This window comes from Phenylobacterium koreense, from assembly GCF_040545335.1.
In the GTDB taxonomy this organism is placed as follows: domain Bacteria; phylum Pseudomonadota; class Alphaproteobacteria; order Caulobacterales; family Caulobacteraceae; genus Phenylobacterium; species Phenylobacterium koreense.
Genome location: NZ_JBEPLU010000002.1, coordinates 501,857 through 517,047 on the forward strand (window position 1 = coordinate 501,857; position 15,191 = coordinate 517,047).

Annotated in this window: 14 protein-coding genes; 13 read left to right on the plus strand and 1 reads right to left on the minus strand. The window is 68.8% G+C overall.

Going from position 1 to position 15,191, the window contains the following annotated elements:
• The first annotated feature begins 165 nt into the window (after positions 1 to 165).
• From ABID41_RS14230 to ABID41_RS14270, 9 genes are all read left to right on the plus strand, one after another.
• Complete coding sequence (locus ABID41_RS14230) at positions 166 to 834, plus strand: lytic transglycosylase domain-containing protein (protein WP_331930403.1); 669 nt, start codon at positions 166 to 168, stop codon at positions 832 to 834.
• Positions 835 to 839: 5 nt separating this feature from the next.
• Positions 840 to 1,142 (plus strand): TrbC/VirB2 family protein, encoded by a 303-nt coding sequence (locus ABID41_RS14235; protein ID WP_354297889.1) that lies wholly within the window; start codon positions 840 to 842, stop codon positions 1,140 to 1,142.
• Positions 1,143 to 1,145: 3 nt separating this feature from the next.
• Complete coding sequence (locus tag ABID41_RS14240) at positions 1,146 to 1,430, plus strand: VirB3 family type IV secretion system protein (RefSeq protein WP_331930327.1); 285 nt, start codon at positions 1,146 to 1,148, stop codon at positions 1,428 to 1,430.
• Complete coding sequence (locus tag ABID41_RS14245) at positions 1,427 to 3,829, plus strand: VirB4 family type IV secretion/conjugal transfer ATPase (protein WP_354297890.1); 2,403 nt, start codon at positions 1,427 to 1,429, stop codon at positions 3,827 to 3,829. The genes ABID41_RS14240 and ABID41_RS14245 overlap by 4 nt, the downstream gene beginning before the upstream one ends.
• Entirely contained in the window at positions 3,826 to 4,986 is a 1,161-nt protein-coding gene (locus tag ABID41_RS14250; protein WP_354297891.1) for a TrbL/VirB6 family protein, read from the plus strand. The genes ABID41_RS14245 and ABID41_RS14250 overlap by 4 nt, the downstream gene beginning before the upstream one ends.
• Positions 4,983 to 5,759 (plus strand): TrbG/VirB9 family P-type conjugative transfer protein, encoded by a 777-nt coding sequence (locus ABID41_RS14255; protein ID WP_354297892.1) that lies wholly within the window; start codon positions 4,983 to 4,985, stop codon positions 5,757 to 5,759. Before ABID41_RS14250 ends, ABID41_RS14255 begins: the two co-directional genes overlap by 4 nt.
• Entirely contained in the window at positions 5,756 to 6,841 is a 1,086-nt protein-coding gene (gene virB10 / locus ABID41_RS14260) for a type IV secretion system protein VirB10 (RefSeq protein ID WP_354297893.1), read from the plus strand. The genes ABID41_RS14255 and virB10 overlap by 4 nt, the downstream gene beginning before the upstream one ends.
• Positions 6,838 to 7,818, plus strand: coding sequence for a P-type DNA transfer ATPase VirB11 (gene virB11 / locus ABID41_RS14265; RefSeq protein ID WP_331932474.1), 981 nt, complete (start codon positions 6,838 to 6,840; stop codon positions 7,816 to 7,818). The genes virB10 and virB11 overlap by 4 nt, the downstream gene beginning before the upstream one ends.
• A 126-nt stretch (positions 7,819 to 7,944) precedes the next feature.
• Positions 7,945 to 8,451 carry a hemerythrin domain-containing protein gene (locus tag ABID41_RS14270; RefSeq protein WP_331932473.1) on the plus strand — a complete coding sequence of 169 codons (507 nt, stop codon included), beginning with the start codon at positions 7,945 to 7,947 and terminating at the stop codon, positions 8,449 to 8,451.
• 31 nt (positions 8,452 to 8,482) lie between these two features.
• Here ABID41_RS14270 and ABID41_RS14275 read toward each other — a convergent pair whose 3' ends face one another.
• Positions 8,483 to 9,133 (minus strand): Crp/Fnr family transcriptional regulator, encoded by a 651-nt coding sequence (locus tag ABID41_RS14275; RefSeq protein WP_354297894.1) that lies wholly within the window; start codon positions 9,131 to 9,133, stop codon positions 8,483 to 8,485.
• Positions 9,134 to 9,319: 186 nt separating this feature from the next.
• Between ABID41_RS14275 and hemN the strand changes: the two genes are divergently transcribed.
• The 4 genes from hemN (at position 9,320) to ABID41_RS14295 (ending at position 15,174) form a co-directional block, all read left to right on the plus strand.
• A complete protein-coding gene (hemN, locus tag ABID41_RS14280) occupies positions 9,320 to 10,729 on the plus strand; it encodes an oxygen-independent coproporphyrinogen III oxidase (protein WP_354297895.1) in 1,410 nt (469 codons plus the stop codon).
• A gap of 142 nt (positions 10,730 to 10,871) precedes the next feature.
• On the plus strand, positions 10,872 to 13,142 hold the full coding sequence (locus tag ABID41_RS14285; protein ID WP_331929256.1) for a nitric-oxide reductase large subunit: 2,271 nt from the start codon (positions 10,872 to 10,874) through the stop codon (positions 13,140 to 13,142).
• A 153-nt stretch (positions 13,143 to 13,295) separates the two neighbouring features.
• Entirely contained in the window at positions 13,296 to 13,964 is a 669-nt protein-coding gene (locus tag ABID41_RS14290) for a NifU family protein (protein WP_331929258.1), read from the plus strand.
• A gap of 226 nt (positions 13,965 to 14,190) precedes the next feature.
• A complete protein-coding gene (locus ABID41_RS14295; RefSeq protein ID WP_331929260.1) occupies positions 14,191 to 15,174 on the plus strand; it encodes an alpha/beta fold hydrolase in 984 nt (327 codons plus the stop codon).
• The last annotated feature ends 17 nt before the right edge of the window (positions 15,175 to 15,191 follow it).

Sequence of the window (15,191 nt, forward strand, 5' to 3'; positions counted from 1 at the left end):
CGGGAAGGTCGTACGAAGCTATCCCCCAGACCCGCCCCCGCTGCTGAGGGGTGTTCTTAAGGATGGGCCGTGACATCCGACTGACACATATATGACGTATCTATTTCAGTACTCCGGCCGCCCTTCGTGAGGCGGGCCTATCGAGAAACTGAACTTGCGACGACCTTGAGCGGCGGCGAGGCGACTACGTCGCCGCGCGGCGAAGCGGGTGTCGCGTCATCGGATATGGGGGCGAAATTGGGGGCGAAAACGGCCGGCCTCGCGGTTGTCGGGGCGATGCTCGGCCTGACCATGCTGTCATCGCAAGCGTACGCGCAGGTGCTCTCCATCGGCGATGACGGGGCTGTCACAACCTATTCGGGCCCAATGGTCTTCACGCAGGATGGGGCCACAGCCATCGCGCCGCCGGAGCCGATTCCGAGCTTCGCCGCGCCCCCCGAGGAAGTGATCCGCCTCATACGCGAATCATCCGTCCGCCACGCCGTTCCCACGGCGGTGGTCGAGGCCGTGGCCTGGCAGGAGTCGCGCTTCAATCACGCGGCAGTGTCAAGAAAGGGTGCGCAAGGCGTCATGCAACTGTCACCCAAGACAGCTACCGACCTCGGCGTGGATCCGCGGGACCTGAAGAGCAATATCGATGGCGGCGTCGCCTATCTGGCGCAGCAGCTTGCCCGTTACGGAGACCTGCGCCTGGCGCTCGCGGCCTACAACGCCGGGCCCGGCGCTGTAGACCGGTATGGCGGGATCCCGCCCTACGCCGAAACGCAAACCTATGTGCGCGCCATCATGGCGCGTCTGGCAAGCGCCTCAAACCTGGGCGCTCGCGCCGAGTGAAGCCGATGAAAAAACTCGCCTCCTTGATCACAGCGGCCGCGCTCGTCGGCGGGCCCGCTCACGCCCAGGCCGCCGGAGATCCCGCCGGCTCGTCGCCGCTGCTGGCGGCCCTCAACTGGGTGCAGGGCACCCTGCTCGGCAACCTGGCGACCACCGCCGCGGTCATCGCGGTGGCGATCATTGGTTACATGATGCTGGTGGGCCGCTTCGACTGGCGGCGCGGCGTCGTCACGCTCGTGGGCATCTTCGTCATCTTCGGCGCCGTGACCATCGTCGCCGGCCTCCGCTCGCTCGCCGGCGGGATGTAGACGATGAGCCGGCTGGCCTCCGATCCTGTGTTCGCAGCCCTGACGCGACCTCAGATGATCGCGGGGGTGACCTATCCCTACATGGTGCTGAACCTGGTGATCACCGCCGAGGCCTTCCTCATAACGCGCTCGTTTTGGGCCTTGCTGATCGCCGTGGGAGTTCACGCCGTGGGCTATGTCGGCTCCCTGCGTGAACCGCGCTTCTTCGACCTGTGGGTCACGAAGCTCTCCACCTGCCCGCGCGTGAAGAACTTCAGCTTCTGGCGCGGGAACTCGTATCGGCCATGAGCACGACCTACGTGACCACCGGCGCCTCGAAGGTGCTCGCGCCGCGCGAGGCCTCGGTGGGTGACCGGCTGCCCTATCTTGCGCACGCCGACGACGTGACCCTGCGCACCAAGGACGGCCTGCTGATCCAGACCCTGCATCTGGCCGGCTTCCCGTTCGAAACCGCGCCGGACGAGGAGCTCAACTATCGCAAGACGGTCCGCGAGACGGTGCTGCGCGGCTCGGCGAGTTCCCGCCTGGCGCTCTACCACCATGTGGTCCGCCGGCGCGTGAACCCCGCCTTCCCGCCCGGGCCCGAGGAGCCGTTCTGCGCCGGCCTCGACGAACACTGGCGCGAGCAACTGGCCAGCCGCCGGCTCTATGTGAACGACATCTTCCTGACCCTGGTCCTGCGCCCCACCCAGGGGTCGGCGGGCCTGGTCGAACGGCTGCTCAAAGGCCCCCGGAACCGCAACGCCGACATCAGCCGCGACCTGCGCGAACTGCACGCGATCCGTGAGACCTTCGCCGCCGCGCTCGCCCCCTACGGCGCCCGCACGATCGGCCTCTACGCCGCGGCCGGCGGCGCGCAAAGATCCGAGCCGGCGGAGTTCCTCGGGTTGATCCTGAACGGCGAACTGCGGCCGGTTCTGGCGCCCAGCGGCGACTTCGCCCAGGCGATCGCCTCGCGCCGGCTGAGCTTCGGCCTCGACGCCATGGAGTTCGGCCCCGGCCAGGGCGGCGCTTCCACCTTCGGGGCGGTGGTGTCGGTCAAGGACTATCCGGCCCAGACCGCGCCCGGCCTGCTGGACGGCGTGCTGCGGTTGCCCATGGAGCTGGTGCTGACCGAGAGCTTCGCCTTCGTCGACCGGCAGGCGGCCCTGGACCGCATGGGCCTGGCGCTGCGGCGCCTGAAGGCGGCCGAGGACGACGCCTTCAGCCTGCGCGGCGAACTGGCCCAGGCCCGCGACGACGTGGGCGCGGGCCGCGCCGCCTATGGCGAACACCACCTGACGATCCTGGCCAAGGCCGAAACGCTCGACGAGCTGGCCTCCAACGTCGCCGACGTCCAGTCGGTCCTGGCCGAAACCGGGGCCATCGCGGTGCGCGAGGACGTCAATCTCGAGCCCGGCTTCTGGGCTCAGTTCCCCGGCAATTTCAAGTACATCTCGCGCCGCGCGCTCATCTCCGCCGGCAATTTCGCGGGGCTGGCCAGCTTCCACAACCATCCGACCGGCCAGGCCGAGGGCAACCATTGGGGCCCGTCGATCGCCGTGCTTGAGACGACGGCGTTCGGCCCCTACCACTTCAATTTCCACAACGCCGACCTGGGCAACTTCACCGTCATCGGGCCGTCCGGGTCCGGCAAGACCGTGCTGCTGACCTTCCTGCTCGCCCAGGCCGAGCGGCTGAAGCCGAAGATCGCCTACTTCGACAAGGACCGCGGGGCCGAGCCGTTCATCCGCGCCATCGGGGGCCGCTACGAGGTGATCAGTCCGGGAGAGCCCTCTGGCTTCAACCCCCTGGCCCTGCCCGACACCCCCGGCAACCGCGCCTTCCTGGCCGAATGGGTGGCGCAATTGTTGACCTCGGAGGGCGAGACGCTGGATTCGGAAGACCGGCTGATGATCGCCGATGCGATCGACGCCAATTTCGACCAGCCGCCGGGCCATCGCCGCCTGCGCTACCTGCGCGAGCTGTTCCGCGGCGCGCGGCGTCCGCACGCTGGCGACATGGCCGCGCGGCTGTCGGCGTGGTGCGAAGGGGGCGAGCACGCCTGGCTGTTCGACAACCCGGACGACCTTCTTGATATCGACACACGCATCCTGGGCTTCGACATGACCCGGCTGCTGGACGCGCCCACCATCCGTATCCCGACGATGATGTACCTGTTCCATCGTCTGGAGCAGCGGCTGGACGGCAATCCGGCCCTGATCGTCGTCGACGAGGGCTGGAAGGTGCTGGACGACCCGGTCTTCGTCCGCCGGATCAAGGACTGGGAAAAAACCATCCGTAAGCGGAACGGGGTGGTCGGCTTCTGCACCCAGAGCGCCGCCGACGCGCTGGACAGCCGCATCGCCTCGGCGATCATCGAGCAGGCAGCGACCCAAATATTCTTCCCCAACGCCCGCGCCAAGGCCCGGGACTATGTCGACGGCTTCGGCCTCACCGAGCATGAGTTCGAGCTGGTGCGGTCGCTGCCCGACACCTCGCGCTGCTTCCTGATCAAGCGCGGCGACCACAGCGTGGTGGCGCGCCTGGACCTGACCGGGCTGTCGGGCGAGCTCAAGGTGCTGGCCGGCACCGAGCGGGCCGTGCGGCGGCTGGACGCCCTGCGCGAGCAGGTGGGCGATGCGCCGGCCGCGTGGCTGCCCAGCTTCATGTCCGGTTCGCCCGAAGCCGGCCGGAGCGCGGCATGAGCGCCGCCTGCGCCGCGATGGTCGACGACGGTGTCATCCGCGGCGTGCTCGCCACGGTGGAATGCCAGACCAGGGCCTATGCCGAGGGCGGCTTCCAGGCGCTGACCTCCGGTTCGTCGGTGTTCCAGTACGCGCTGACCGCGATCCTGACGATCTATGTGGCGCTCATCGGCTATCGGATGCTGTTCGCCCGAGGAGCCGCGCAGCTTTCTGACGCGCCGGGGATCGCGCTGAAGATCGGCCTGATCCTGGCCCTGGTGACAAGCTGGTCCACCTTCCAGACGCTGGTGTTCGACGTCGCCGACCGCGCCCCCGAGGAGATCGCCGCGATCGTATCGGCGCCCATGGCCGAGGCCTCCGATCTAGCCGCGAGTCCGATTGACGGGCTGCAGGCCGCCTATGACGAGTTCAGCGCCACGGCGTCGGCCTATGGCAAGGTCGCCGGTCCGCAAGCCAAGGGATATTCCAGCCCGCAGGCCGCAGCCGCCGAATCCGCCGCCGGAGCCTCCGGCCTGCTCTTCCTGTCCAGCGCCGGGGTGATCTCTGCCGCGACCCTGGCCATCGGCGTGCTTACCGCCGTCGGGCCGATCTTCATCGTCCTGGCGCTGTTCCCCGTGACCCGCGGGCTGTTCGTCGGATGGGTGCGGGCCATGGTGGCCGCCACCGCGACGCCGCTCGTGGCCTGGCTTCTGATCGTGCTCATGCTTTCGGTGATCGAGCCCTGGATCGGGACGCTCAACGCCCAACGCCTCGGCCAGCGCCTCGCCCCCCAGACGGCGATGAGCGCCTCGGCGCTGATCTTCGTGTTCGCCGGCGGCCAGGCGGGCCTGGTGCTCGGAGCGTGGATCATGGCCCTCAGCTTCAAGCTGCCAACTCTTGACCGCGACCGCGATCGTCGAGGCCTGGGCGCGCGGGCGAACGCCGCCGGGCAGGCGGTGAACGTCAACGCCATGCCCTCGCGCGCCGAGCGCCTGGCGCTGAACCTCCAGCGCGACCAGGCTCAGGCCACCGAGCGCAGCCGCGCCGCCGCCATGGCCGCCTCCACCCGTCCGGCCCCAGGCCGGTCGGTGAACGTCACCCTGGATGAGACCCGCCGGCTCGGCGACTCCTACCGCCGCAACGCCTTTTACTCCCGCCGCGCGGGGGCCGCCCGATGATCCGCAATTCCATGAAGCGTACCCTGGCGCTCGCCGCCGTCTCCGCCGTGCTGGCGGCCACGCCCGCGCTCGCCGTCACCCCGAGGCCCGGCCCCGGCGACCCGCGCATCCATGTCGTGGACTATGACCCCGAGGCGGTGGTCGAACTGCATGTGGGCCTGGGCTACCAGCTCACGGTCGAGTTCGACCAGGGCGAGCGCATCGAGAACGTCGCCATCGGCGACTCCCTCGGATGGCAGGTCACCCCGAACCGGCGCGCCAATCTGCTGTTCCTCAAGCCGATGGCGCAGCGGCCGGCGACGAACATGACGGTGATCACCAACCTGCGGCGCTATAATTTCGAACTCGGCTTGCGCCCGCGGGCGGCCGCGCGCACCGCGCCGTTCACCGTCCGCTTTCTCTATGCGCCGCCGGCTATCGCCTTCGTGGCGCCGCCTCCTCCGCCGCCGCCGCCGGTGGAGCGGAATACGGCCTACAGCTACCAGGGCTCGACCAAGACCCTGCCGGTGAAGGTGTTCGACGACGGCCAGGACACCTATTTCGCCTTCCGCGCCGGCGAGGACATGCCGGCGATCTTCGCGGTCGATCCCGACGGCGGCGAGGCGGTGGTGAACACGCGCCAGCGCGACGGCTACGTCGTCATCGACCGGGTGGCCCGCGGCTTCGTCCTGCGGCGCGGCAGCGAGGTGACCCGCATCTACAACGACGGCCTCCAGGTCGAGGAAGCCAGCGCGCTGAAGCAGCGCGAGAAAGACCCGTGGTGGCGGCGATGAAGCGCAAGAACCAAGTTCCTCAGGAGCTCAGCTCGGTATTCGCCCGCGCCGACGCCGCACGTCCGCAGGTGCGTCAGTCGGATTCGCCCCTGACGCTGTGGGCCGGCATGGGCGGAGCCGTGGTGCTGGGCCTCGTGGTGTTCAACGGTCTTTCGTCCGGACGGGAAGCCAAGGCCCAGACGCCAGCCGCAGCCCCGCCGAAGGCTGCGCAGGCGCCAGCCCCTACGCCTGCGCAGCCACCGCCGGCTCCCGCACCGCCCCCTGCCCCCGCGCCGATCCTCCAGCCGCTGGCGCCGCAACCCGATCCGGAGTCCGCCCACTGGCGCGCGCCCACCATGGTGGTGGACCTGTCCCAGGGCGAGGCCGCGCCGATGCAGCTTGCCCAAGCGACGACGACCGGCCCTGGAGCGCCGGCCTCGCCCGACGCGGGCGGCGAAGGGCGCCAACAGTCGGCGGACGAACGGTTCTCGGCCCGGATCACCGGCGGCCTCGGCGGCGTAGCCCGGGCCGGCCAGATGCGCGACCTTGGCCGCGTGGTGCCGCAAGGCACGGTGATCGCCGCGGTGCTGGAAACCGCCATCAACTCGGACCTGCCGGGCTCGGTGCGCGGCGTGGTCAGCCGCGACGTGCGCAGCTTCGATGGCAGCCGGGTCCTGATCCCGCGCGGCTCGCGCCTGGTCGGCCAGTACAAGAGCGCCGCCGCCATCGGCCAGACCCGGGCCTTCGTGGTCTGGGAGCGGATCATCACCCCCACCGGCGTCACGGTCGATGTCGGTTCGCCGGCCGCCGACCGCGTGGGTCGCGGCGGCCTCGCCGGCGAGGTGGACCGCCATTTCTTCCAACGCTTCGGCGGCTCGATCCTGCTGTCGGTGGTCAATGCCGGCGCCACCGCGCTCGCCAACGCCGCGGCCAGCAGCGGCAACACCACCGTGGTGATCGCCTCCCCCGCCCAGGCCACTCAGGTGGCAAACCAGGCGCTGGAGCAGCAGCTCAACATCCCCGACACCATCAAGGTCGACCAAGGCGCGCCCGTACAGGTCTTCGTGGCCCGCGACCTCGACTTCTCCGCCGTGGTGCGATGAGCGCGAACGTCTATCTCTCGGCCTATCTCGCGCCCTTGTCGCCGTGGCTTTCGCGGCCCGACGTGACCGACGTGCTCATCAACCGCCCGGGCGAAGTCTGGGTCGAGACCACCGGCGGAGGCATCACCCGCGAGCCCGCCGACGAGCTGACCGAGACGGCCCTGCAGCGCCTGGCCCGGCAGATCGCCGCCGCCAGCCACCAGGGAGTCAACCGCGAGCAGCCGCTGCTGTCGGCCACCCTCCCCGATGGCTCCCGCGTTCAGGTCGTGGCCCCGCCCGCCACCCGCGGCGACCTGGCCCTGGCGGTGCGCAAGCACCTGATCTCGGACATGTCGGTGGAGGACCTGGCGCGGGACGGCCTGTTCGAAAGCGCCACCCGTTCGAACCCGGCGATCTCCGACCAGGCGGACGCCGAACTGGAGGCGATGCTGGCGTCCGGCGACGTCGGCGGCTTCCTGAAGACCGCCGTCCGGCGCCGCAAGACCATCGTCATCTCCGGCGGGACGGGCAGCGGCAAGACCACGCTTCTCAACGCCCTGGTCAAGGAGATCGATCGCTCCGAGCGCCTGGTGGTGATCGAGGATGCGCCGGAGGTGCGGCTGGATCATCCCAACAGCGTTGGCCTGGTGGCCGTGCGCGGCGAACTGGGCGAAGCCAAGGTCGATGCGGACGCCCTGCTGGCGGCCTGCCTGCGCCTGCGGCCCGACCGCATCCTGCTGGGCGAACTGCGCGGCAAGGAGGCCTTCGCCTTCCTCCGGGCAGTGAACTCGGGCCATCCGGGCTCGCTGACCACGATCCACGCCGACAGTCCGACCGGGGCGCTGGACCAGATCGCGCTCCTGGCGCTGACCTCCGGCGTCGACCTCGGGTGGGACAAGGTGCAGACCTATGTCAGCCGGGTCATCGACATCGTCGTCCAACTGGATCGCCGTGACGGCGCGCGACGCGTGACCGAAGTCCAGTTCCGCCGCAGATAGGCGAGCGCCGACTTAGCCAAGATTTGCCGGCAAGTTGTCGGGGGGCAAAGAACGACCACGGCGGTGAGGGGTAGTTTCCAGGCATCAAGGAGCCTTTTGATGCCCCATGCCGAGCCCCCGACCCACATGACCGCCACCGTGTCGCCGAGCCTCGCCGAGGCCGAGAGCCTGGACGACTCGGCCCTGATCCGGCGGATACTCGACTACCACTCAGCCCATCTCCGCGATCTCGCTGCGGCTGCCGAACTCGCCGAAGAGATCGCGTCTGCACACGCCTCCGCCGCGTTCCCTGAACGGTTACCAGGCGAGTTGCGGGACATGCTGGACGAACTGCAGGAGCACCAGGCCAGGGAGGAGCTGGCGCTCTTCCCGGCGATCCTGAAAGGGCGAGGCCCCCGCTTGCTCGCGCCCGTCTCGACGATGACGTCCGAACATGACGATGTGCAGGACCGGCTTGAGCGGCTGGTGCGACTTACCGAGGACTTCACACCCCCAGCCGAAGCCAGCGCCTCCTGGCGACGGCTCTACGATCTATGCCGCAAGTTCGACCAGGACTTCAGGACGCACATTCAGTTCGAAGAACGCGTGCTTTTTCCTCGGGTTACCGAAAGCAGCTTCGCGGCGATCAAGTAGATCGCGGGCCGCTCAAAGAAGCCGGGAGCCCTCAGGAAGCGCCATGGTCGGCCATGTCCAGCAGCACATGAAGCTTGCGCACCACGATATGCCGGCGGGAACTGGCGGTGATCCCGCGATCGTCCCACGAAGCGAGGGTGCGGCTCACCGTATGCAGCGTCGAGCCGGCCATCTCGGCCAACTCCTGGCGGGTGATCGGGAAATCGATCTCGATCCCCTCGTCGGTCCGGCGTCCGGCCTGACGGACCAGACGCACCAGAGCGTGTGCGATCCGCTGCTCCACCCGCTCGCCCGAGAGTTCGCCCACGCGGTTCTGCAATTCGAACAGGCGGTGTCCCGCCGATGCGGCCGACCGGATGGCGACCTGGGGGAACCGGGTCATCAGTTCGCGCATGACCTTCACAGGCCAGTAGATCTCGAGACTGTCGAGCACGGCCACGGAATCGGCCGGGAACGGCATGTCCATCAGGGCGGCGACCGTACCGTACATCTCACCCGGGCCGATGAAGCGGATCACCGACTGCGCCCCGTCGGGACGAGTCTGGACGATCTTCACCCTGCCCTCCAGCAAGCTATGGCAAGTGATCCCAGGGTCGCCCTGCGCGAAGATGCGCTTGCCCTGCGGCAGACGGCGCACGACGCCCACGCGCAGCACCTCGGCGCGGTCTTGCGCATCAAGCACATCGAACAGGTCTGCACCTGTGAGAACGGATGGGTCGAGCTCGACGGTCATCATCTGATTCAGCCATCCCGAATGGGGACGTCCAGCATGGACGTAAGCCGTCCGGCCGTCCCCGTCCACCCGGGGCCACTACTTAGCCCTGAATGTCACCCCCGGCCTTAGCGCCTGCCTCGAACGGTCTGCACCATGTCCCCCATCATCGAACGCTACCTCCCCGCGGCCGCCGCGCCGCGCGCCGCCCGGCCTGCGACGGCGGTGCAACTGCGCCACGCCGACCGCAACCTGCCGCGTTACACGAGCTATCCCACCGCGCTGGCCTTCCAACCTGGCGAGGGCGAGGCTGCGCCGCTGGACTGGTTCGCCGGAACCCGCCCGGAGGACGTGATCTCGGCCTATGTCCACGTCCCGTTCTGCCGGCGGCTATGCTGGTACTGCGGTTGCCACACCACCGTCGCCCACGAGTACGATCGGATCGACACCTTCCAGCGGGTCCTTGAGCGAGAGATCGACCTCCTTGGCCGCGCACTGGGCTCGCACGCCGGGGCGGCGCACCTGCACTTCGGCGGCGGCAGCCCGAACGCCCTGTCGCCGGAGCATTTCCTGAAGCTCCTACGCCGGCTGGGGGATCGCCTGCGCCTGCGGCCCGACGCCGAGGTCGCCGTGGAACTGGACCCGGCGCTGCTCAGCGACGCCTTCGTCGACGCCCTCGGCGAGGGGGGCGTGACCCGAGCGAGCCTGGGCGTGCAGACCTTCGATCCCATCGTGCAGGAGAAGGTAAACCGCATCCAGCCCTTCGAGCGCGTCGCCGCCGCGGCCGAGCGCCTCCGCGCCCGCGGCGTGGCAGCGCTGAACTTCGACCTGATGTACGGCCTGCCGGCGCAATCGCCCGAGAACGTCGCCAAGAGCGTGGAGCTTGCCCTGCGCCTGCGGCCCGACCGCGTCGCGGTCTTCGGCTATGCCCACGTCCCCTGGATGAAGAAGCATCAAGTGATGATCAAGGACGCCGACCTCGCCGACGTGGCCGGCCGCTGGGAACAGGCCGAGGCCGCCGACCAGGCGCTGGTGGCGGGCGGTTACATCCGGATCGGACTGGACCATTACGCCCGCCCGGACGATCCGCTCGCCAGGGCCGCCGCCGAGGGCCGCCTGCGTCGCAACTTCCAAGGCTACACCGACGACCCCGCCCCGGTGCTGATCCCGGTCGGACCATCTTCCATCGGCCATTTCCGCGAGGGATTCGTCCAGAACGCCATCGCCACAGACGCCTGGAGCCGCGCGATCGCCGCCGACGAGCTGCCGTTGGCGCGCAAGTTGCCGCTCTCGCGCGGCGACCGGCTGCGGGCCGCGGTCATTGAGCGGCTGATGTGCGACATGGCGGCCGATGTGGGGGCGATCTGCGAGACCCACGGCGCCCCGGCCGACGCCCTGGACGCGAGCCTGGAGAAGCTGGACGAGGCCGTTCGCGACGGCCTCTGCCGGATCTCGGGACGTCAGGTGGAGATCGCGGAGGACGCGCGCCGGCTCATGCGCGTCGTGGCCTCGGCCTTCGACGAGCGCCTGCCGATCGCCCAGACCCGCCACGCCAAGGCCGTCTGACGGGCGGAAGGGCCACGCCCAAATCCACATTCCCGCTTCTTCGCCGCCTGAGCTTGCGCTGCAGCAACGTTGCTTGCCCTCGCAGCGGGCATGGCTGGGTCCTAGGCCGAAGGAATCTCCCGCGGCCGCAGGGGAAAGCGAGATGAACATGCGAAGACTTTGGTTCGTCCTCGCCCTCGTCATGGCGGTGTCGTTCACCGTTCTTGGGCTGATGGGGCGAGAAATCTACCGGCAAGCGCCGCCCATACCAGCCCGTGTCGTCGATCCGTCCGGCGTCGTCCTGATGACGCGTGAGGACATCCAGACCGGCCAACTGGCATGGCAGTCCATGGGCGGCCAACAGAACGGCTCCATCTGGGGCCATGGCGGCTATGTCGCGCCCGACTGGTCCGCCGACCAGCTTCACCGGGAGGCCACGATCCTCCTGGATCTCTGGGCCCAACGGGACCATGGCGTCGCCTATGCCGCGCTGAACCCGGAAGCGCAGGCCGCGCTGAAGGCGCGCCTGACGCGAGAGATGCGCACCAACACCTACGACCCGCGCACCGAGACGATCACGATCTCGGCCGATCGGGCGGCGGCGCTGAAGCAGGTCAAGGCGCACTACGTTTCGCTGTACAGCGATAGCGCCGAGCTGGAGAAGCTGCGCGAGCAGTACGCTATCAAGAACAACGCTGTGCCTGACCCGGCGCGCCGCGAGGTGATCGCCGATTACTACTGGTGGACCGCCTGGGCGACCGGCACGAACCGGCCCGGAGACACGGTCAGCTACACTTCGAACTGGCCGCATGAGCCGCTGATCGGCAATACGCCGACCTCCGCGAACCTTGTCTGGTCCGTGGCCTCGGTCCTGATCCTGATCTTCGGGGTCGGCTCCCTGGTGTTCTGGCACGCCCGCGTCAAGGAGGAGGATCACCTCCGCCCGCCGACCAAGGATCCCCTGTCAGGCTTCAAGCCCACGCCCTCGATGAAGGCCACGGGCAAGTACTTCCTGACGGTGATCGGCCTCTTCCTGCTCCAGGTCGGGCTTGGCGCCCTCACCGCGCATTACGCCGTCGAGGGTCACGAATTCTACGGCGTGCAGATTTCCGATCTCATTCCGTACGCGGTGACCCGCACCTGGCATACGCAGCTCGCGGTGTTCTGGATCGCCACGGCCTGGCTCGCCACGGGCCTCTACGTCGCGCCGCTGATCTCGGGTCACGAGCCGCGTTTCCAGCGTCTGGGCGTGAACGTCCTTTGGGGCGCGCTGGTGTTCGTCGTCCTGGGCTCCATGGCCGGCGAGTGGCTTGGCGTCCAGCAGTTCTTCGACCTCGACATGAACTGGTGGTTCGGCCACCAGGGCTGGGAGTACGTCGATCTCGGCCGCTTCTGGCAGACCCTGCTCTTCGTCGGCCTGATGCTGTGGCTGCTGCTTGTCGGCCGCGCCCTCTGGCCCGCTTTGCGGCGCCCATCGGAGAGCAAGCCCGTCCTGGCCATCCTCTTCATGTCAGCCATCGCGATCGGCCTGTTCTACGGAGCCGGCTTCATGTGGGGCAAGCATACTCACGTGAGCATGGTGGAATACTGGCGTTGGTGGATCGTTCACCTGTGGGTGGAAGGCTTCTTCGAAGTCTTCGCGACCTCGGTGATCAGCCTCCTGCTGGTGAATCTCGGCCTGGTGCGCGCCAAGAGCGCCAACCTCGCCGTGCTGTTCGGGACCATCGTCTTCATGGTCGGCGGCGTCCTGGGCACCGCCCACCACTGGTACTTCTCCGGCACCCCAGTGTCGGTGATCGCCATCGGCGCGGTGATTTCGGCCCTGGAGGTCGTGCCGCTCGCCCTGGTCGGCGCCGAGGCCTACGAGAACTGGCGCCACACCAAAGAAGCGCCCTGGGTGGCCACCTATCGCTGGCCGATCCTGTTCTTCGTGGCCGTGGCCTTCTGGAACCTGCTGGGGGCCGGCGTCTTCGGGTTCATGATCAACCCGCCCATCAGCCTCTACTTCATCCAAGGGCTGAACACGACGGCCACCCACGGGCACGCCGCCCTGTTCGGGGTCTACGGAATGCTGGGCATCGGCCTGTTGCTGTTCTGCTTCCGCGGCCTCGCCCGCAGGGAGGCGTGGAGCGACAAGCTGCTGGCCTGGACGTTCTGGCTGCTCAACGGAGGCCTGGCCATGATGGTGTTCATGTCGCTGCTTCCCACCGGGGTGGTGCAGGCGCTGGCGAGCATCGAGCACGGCTACTGGTACGCCCGGTCGCCCGAAGTCATCCACTCGCCGCTGGTGGAGACCCTGGTCTGGATGCGCGTCCCCGGAGACATCGTCTTCAGCTTCGGAGCCTTCACCCTGGCGATCTTCGCTGCGCGCCTGGTGCTCGGCGGCAAGCGCCGGGCGACCGCGGAGGCCCCGCTGCCGGTTGCGGCAGAGTAGACCTGCCCACGCCGCTCGCCTCTCAGGAGGCGAGCCTTCGGGGGGGCCGGGCGGCGACGCCCGGCCCTTCGCCGCTTCCAGCTTGCGCCCGCGCAACGACCGTCCGCCAACGGCCAGACCAAACTCAAGGGCCCAAGACCGGCTCGCCCCCAGATGCTGATCCTCTTCGAACGCACGCCCAATCCCGACGCGCTGAAGTTCCTGCCGCAGATGCGGCTGATCGACGGGCGCGGCTGGAACTTCACGCGGGAGAGCGAGGACGTCGGGGCCTCGCCTCTCGCCCAGGCGCTGTTTGGCCTGGACAGCGTGGCGGGCGTGTATGTGGGCGAGGATTTCGTCACCGTCACCAGGACGCCGGACGGCGAGGCCTGGACCACGCTGCGCATCCAGATCCTGGCGGCGATCGCCGATGTGCTCGGCGATGGTCAGCCTGCGGTGCGGACTTCGGAACTCACGGCCGCCACCGTCGCCGCAAGTCAGATCGAAGCCGAGATCCAGGACGTGCTGGCGCACTATGTCCGCCCCGGCGTGGCCCGCGACGGAGGCGACATCGTCTTCGATCGGTTCGATCCGACCAGCAGGGTGCTCTGGGTCCGGATGGAAGGCGCCTGCGGCGGTTGCCCATCTTCGCGGCGCACCCTGAAAGACGCGGTGGAGCAGATCGTACGCCGCTATGTCCCTGAGGTGACGGCCGTGGCGGAGGCCGCGGCGGTCGGCGAAAGCCGCGCGCCGGCCTGGAAGCGCTGGCTCAGCAGCGGGAACGCGGCGACCAAGCCTTCGCGCACAGTCTTTCGTCACAACGGGCGAGCCATCCGGGATTGATGGTCCCGACCACCTCCGCGGCTCCGGCACAGGGCTTGCTGCCTCGTCCCGCAGCAGGACACTCGCGCGTCAAAACGAGCCCATCGCCCTGGCGCGCGCAGCCGGCGCGGAAAGCACCGGTGAGGAGGGAGCGTGCTCAGCGGTGCGCTCCCTCTGCTCGTTCGCAACTCTAGCGGTTGCCATATCGACCGGCGTTCTCCAAAAGGCGCTTCGGGAGAGCGAGATAATGCGGTTGCTAATCACCATCGCCGTCTCGATGCTGTCCGCCGCGCCTGCGGCCGCGAGCATTCGGGACGAGGCGGCAGGCCCTGGGCAGTTGGTGCGGCTGCCGGGCGGACGTCACCTCAACTTCCGATGCTCCGGCCACGGAACGCCGACCATCCTCCTCGAAGGCGGCTATGGCGCGACCTCCCTGGCCTGGGGCGGCGTTCGCCGTCACCTCGACGCCTCCTATCGGGTCTGCGCCTACGACCGCGCCGGCGCGGGCTTCTCCGATCCCGGCCCCCTGCCCCGCGACGGCGCCTCGATCGCATACGATCTCGACCGCGGCCTGCGGACGGCCAAGATCCGCGGGCCATTCGTCCTGGTGGGACACTCCGCCGGCGCCCTCTACATGCGGCTCTTCTACAATCGCCGACCTCAGGACGTGGTCGGCATGGCGTTGATCGACCCTTCGATCGAGCATCAGGACCAGCGCTTCGCGGCCATGTTCGGTCCGGGCGCGGGCGGCATCGCCTCGATCCGCGATCAGGCCGCAAGATGCGCGGCGGCGGCCGAGCAGAAGGAACTGCCCTCGACCGATCCCAAGCTTGCCCGCTGCGTCCCCAAGCCCAGGGCCAATCAGTCCGAGGCCGCATACGCCGCGCAGAAGGCCAGCAACCTCAGCGCCGCCAGTTGGCAGGCCAAGGTCTCGGAGCTCGACACCCTGTTCGCGGCCACCTCGGAGCAGATCGAAGCGGGGCCGCAGAGCTACGGCGACCTGCCCCTGCTCGTGCTCACCGCCGGCCAGACCTACGAAAGCTCGTCCGAAGAGGCCCAGACGGCCGCGCGGAACCTGTGGTGGGGGCTGCACCGGGAACTTGCCCGGCGCTCGACCCGAGGCGAGAGCCGGCGCATCGCCGAGGCTTCGCACATGATGATCACGGAAGAACCGGAGTTGGTCGCCCAGGCGGTGTCGGAAGTCGCTCGCCGCGCCAAGGAGGCGAAATGAACGAGGCCTCCAAGTCG

Coding starts and splice junctions, on each gene's coding strand:
- ABID41_RS14235 (WP_354297889.1), top strand. CDS start 840: ATGAAAAAACTCGCCTCCTTGATCACAGCGGCCGCGCTCGTCGGCGGG.
- ABID41_RS14240 (WP_331930327.1), top strand. CDS start 1,146: ATGAGCCGGCTGGCCTCCGATCCTGTGTTCGCAGCCCTGACGCGACCT.
- ABID41_RS14245 (WP_354297890.1), top strand. CDS start 1,427: ATGAGCACGACCTACGTGACCACCGGCGCCTCGAAGGTGCTCGCGCCG.
- ABID41_RS14250 (WP_354297891.1), top strand. CDS start 3,826: ATGAGCGCCGCCTGCGCCGCGATGGTCGACGACGGTGTCATCCGCGGC.
- ABID41_RS14255 (WP_354297892.1), top strand. CDS start 4,983: ATGATCCGCAATTCCATGAAGCGTACCCTGGCGCTCGCCGCCGTCTCC.
- virB10 (WP_354297893.1), top strand. CDS start 5,756: ATGAAGCGCAAGAACCAAGTTCCTCAGGAGCTCAGCTCGGTATTCGCC.
- virB11 (WP_331932474.1), top strand. CDS start 6,838: ATGAGCGCGAACGTCTATCTCTCGGCCTATCTCGCGCCCTTGTCGCCG.
- ABID41_RS14270 (WP_331932473.1), top strand. CDS start 7,945: ATGACCGCCACCGTGTCGCCGAGCCTCGCCGAGGCCGAGAGCCTGGAC.
- hemN (WP_354297895.1), top strand. CDS start 9,320: ATGTCCCCCATCATCGAACGCTACCTCCCCGCGGCCGCCGCGCCGCGC.
- ABID41_RS14285 (WP_331929256.1), top strand. CDS start 10,872: ATGAACATGCGAAGACTTTGGTTCGTCCTCGCCCTCGTCATGGCGGTG.
- ABID41_RS14290 (WP_331929258.1), top strand. CDS start 13,296: ATGCTGATCCTCTTCGAACGCACGCCCAATCCCGACGCGCTGAAGTTC.
- ABID41_RS14295 (WP_331929260.1), top strand. CDS start 14,191: ATGCGGTTGCTAATCACCATCGCCGTCTCGATGCTGTCCGCCGCGCCT.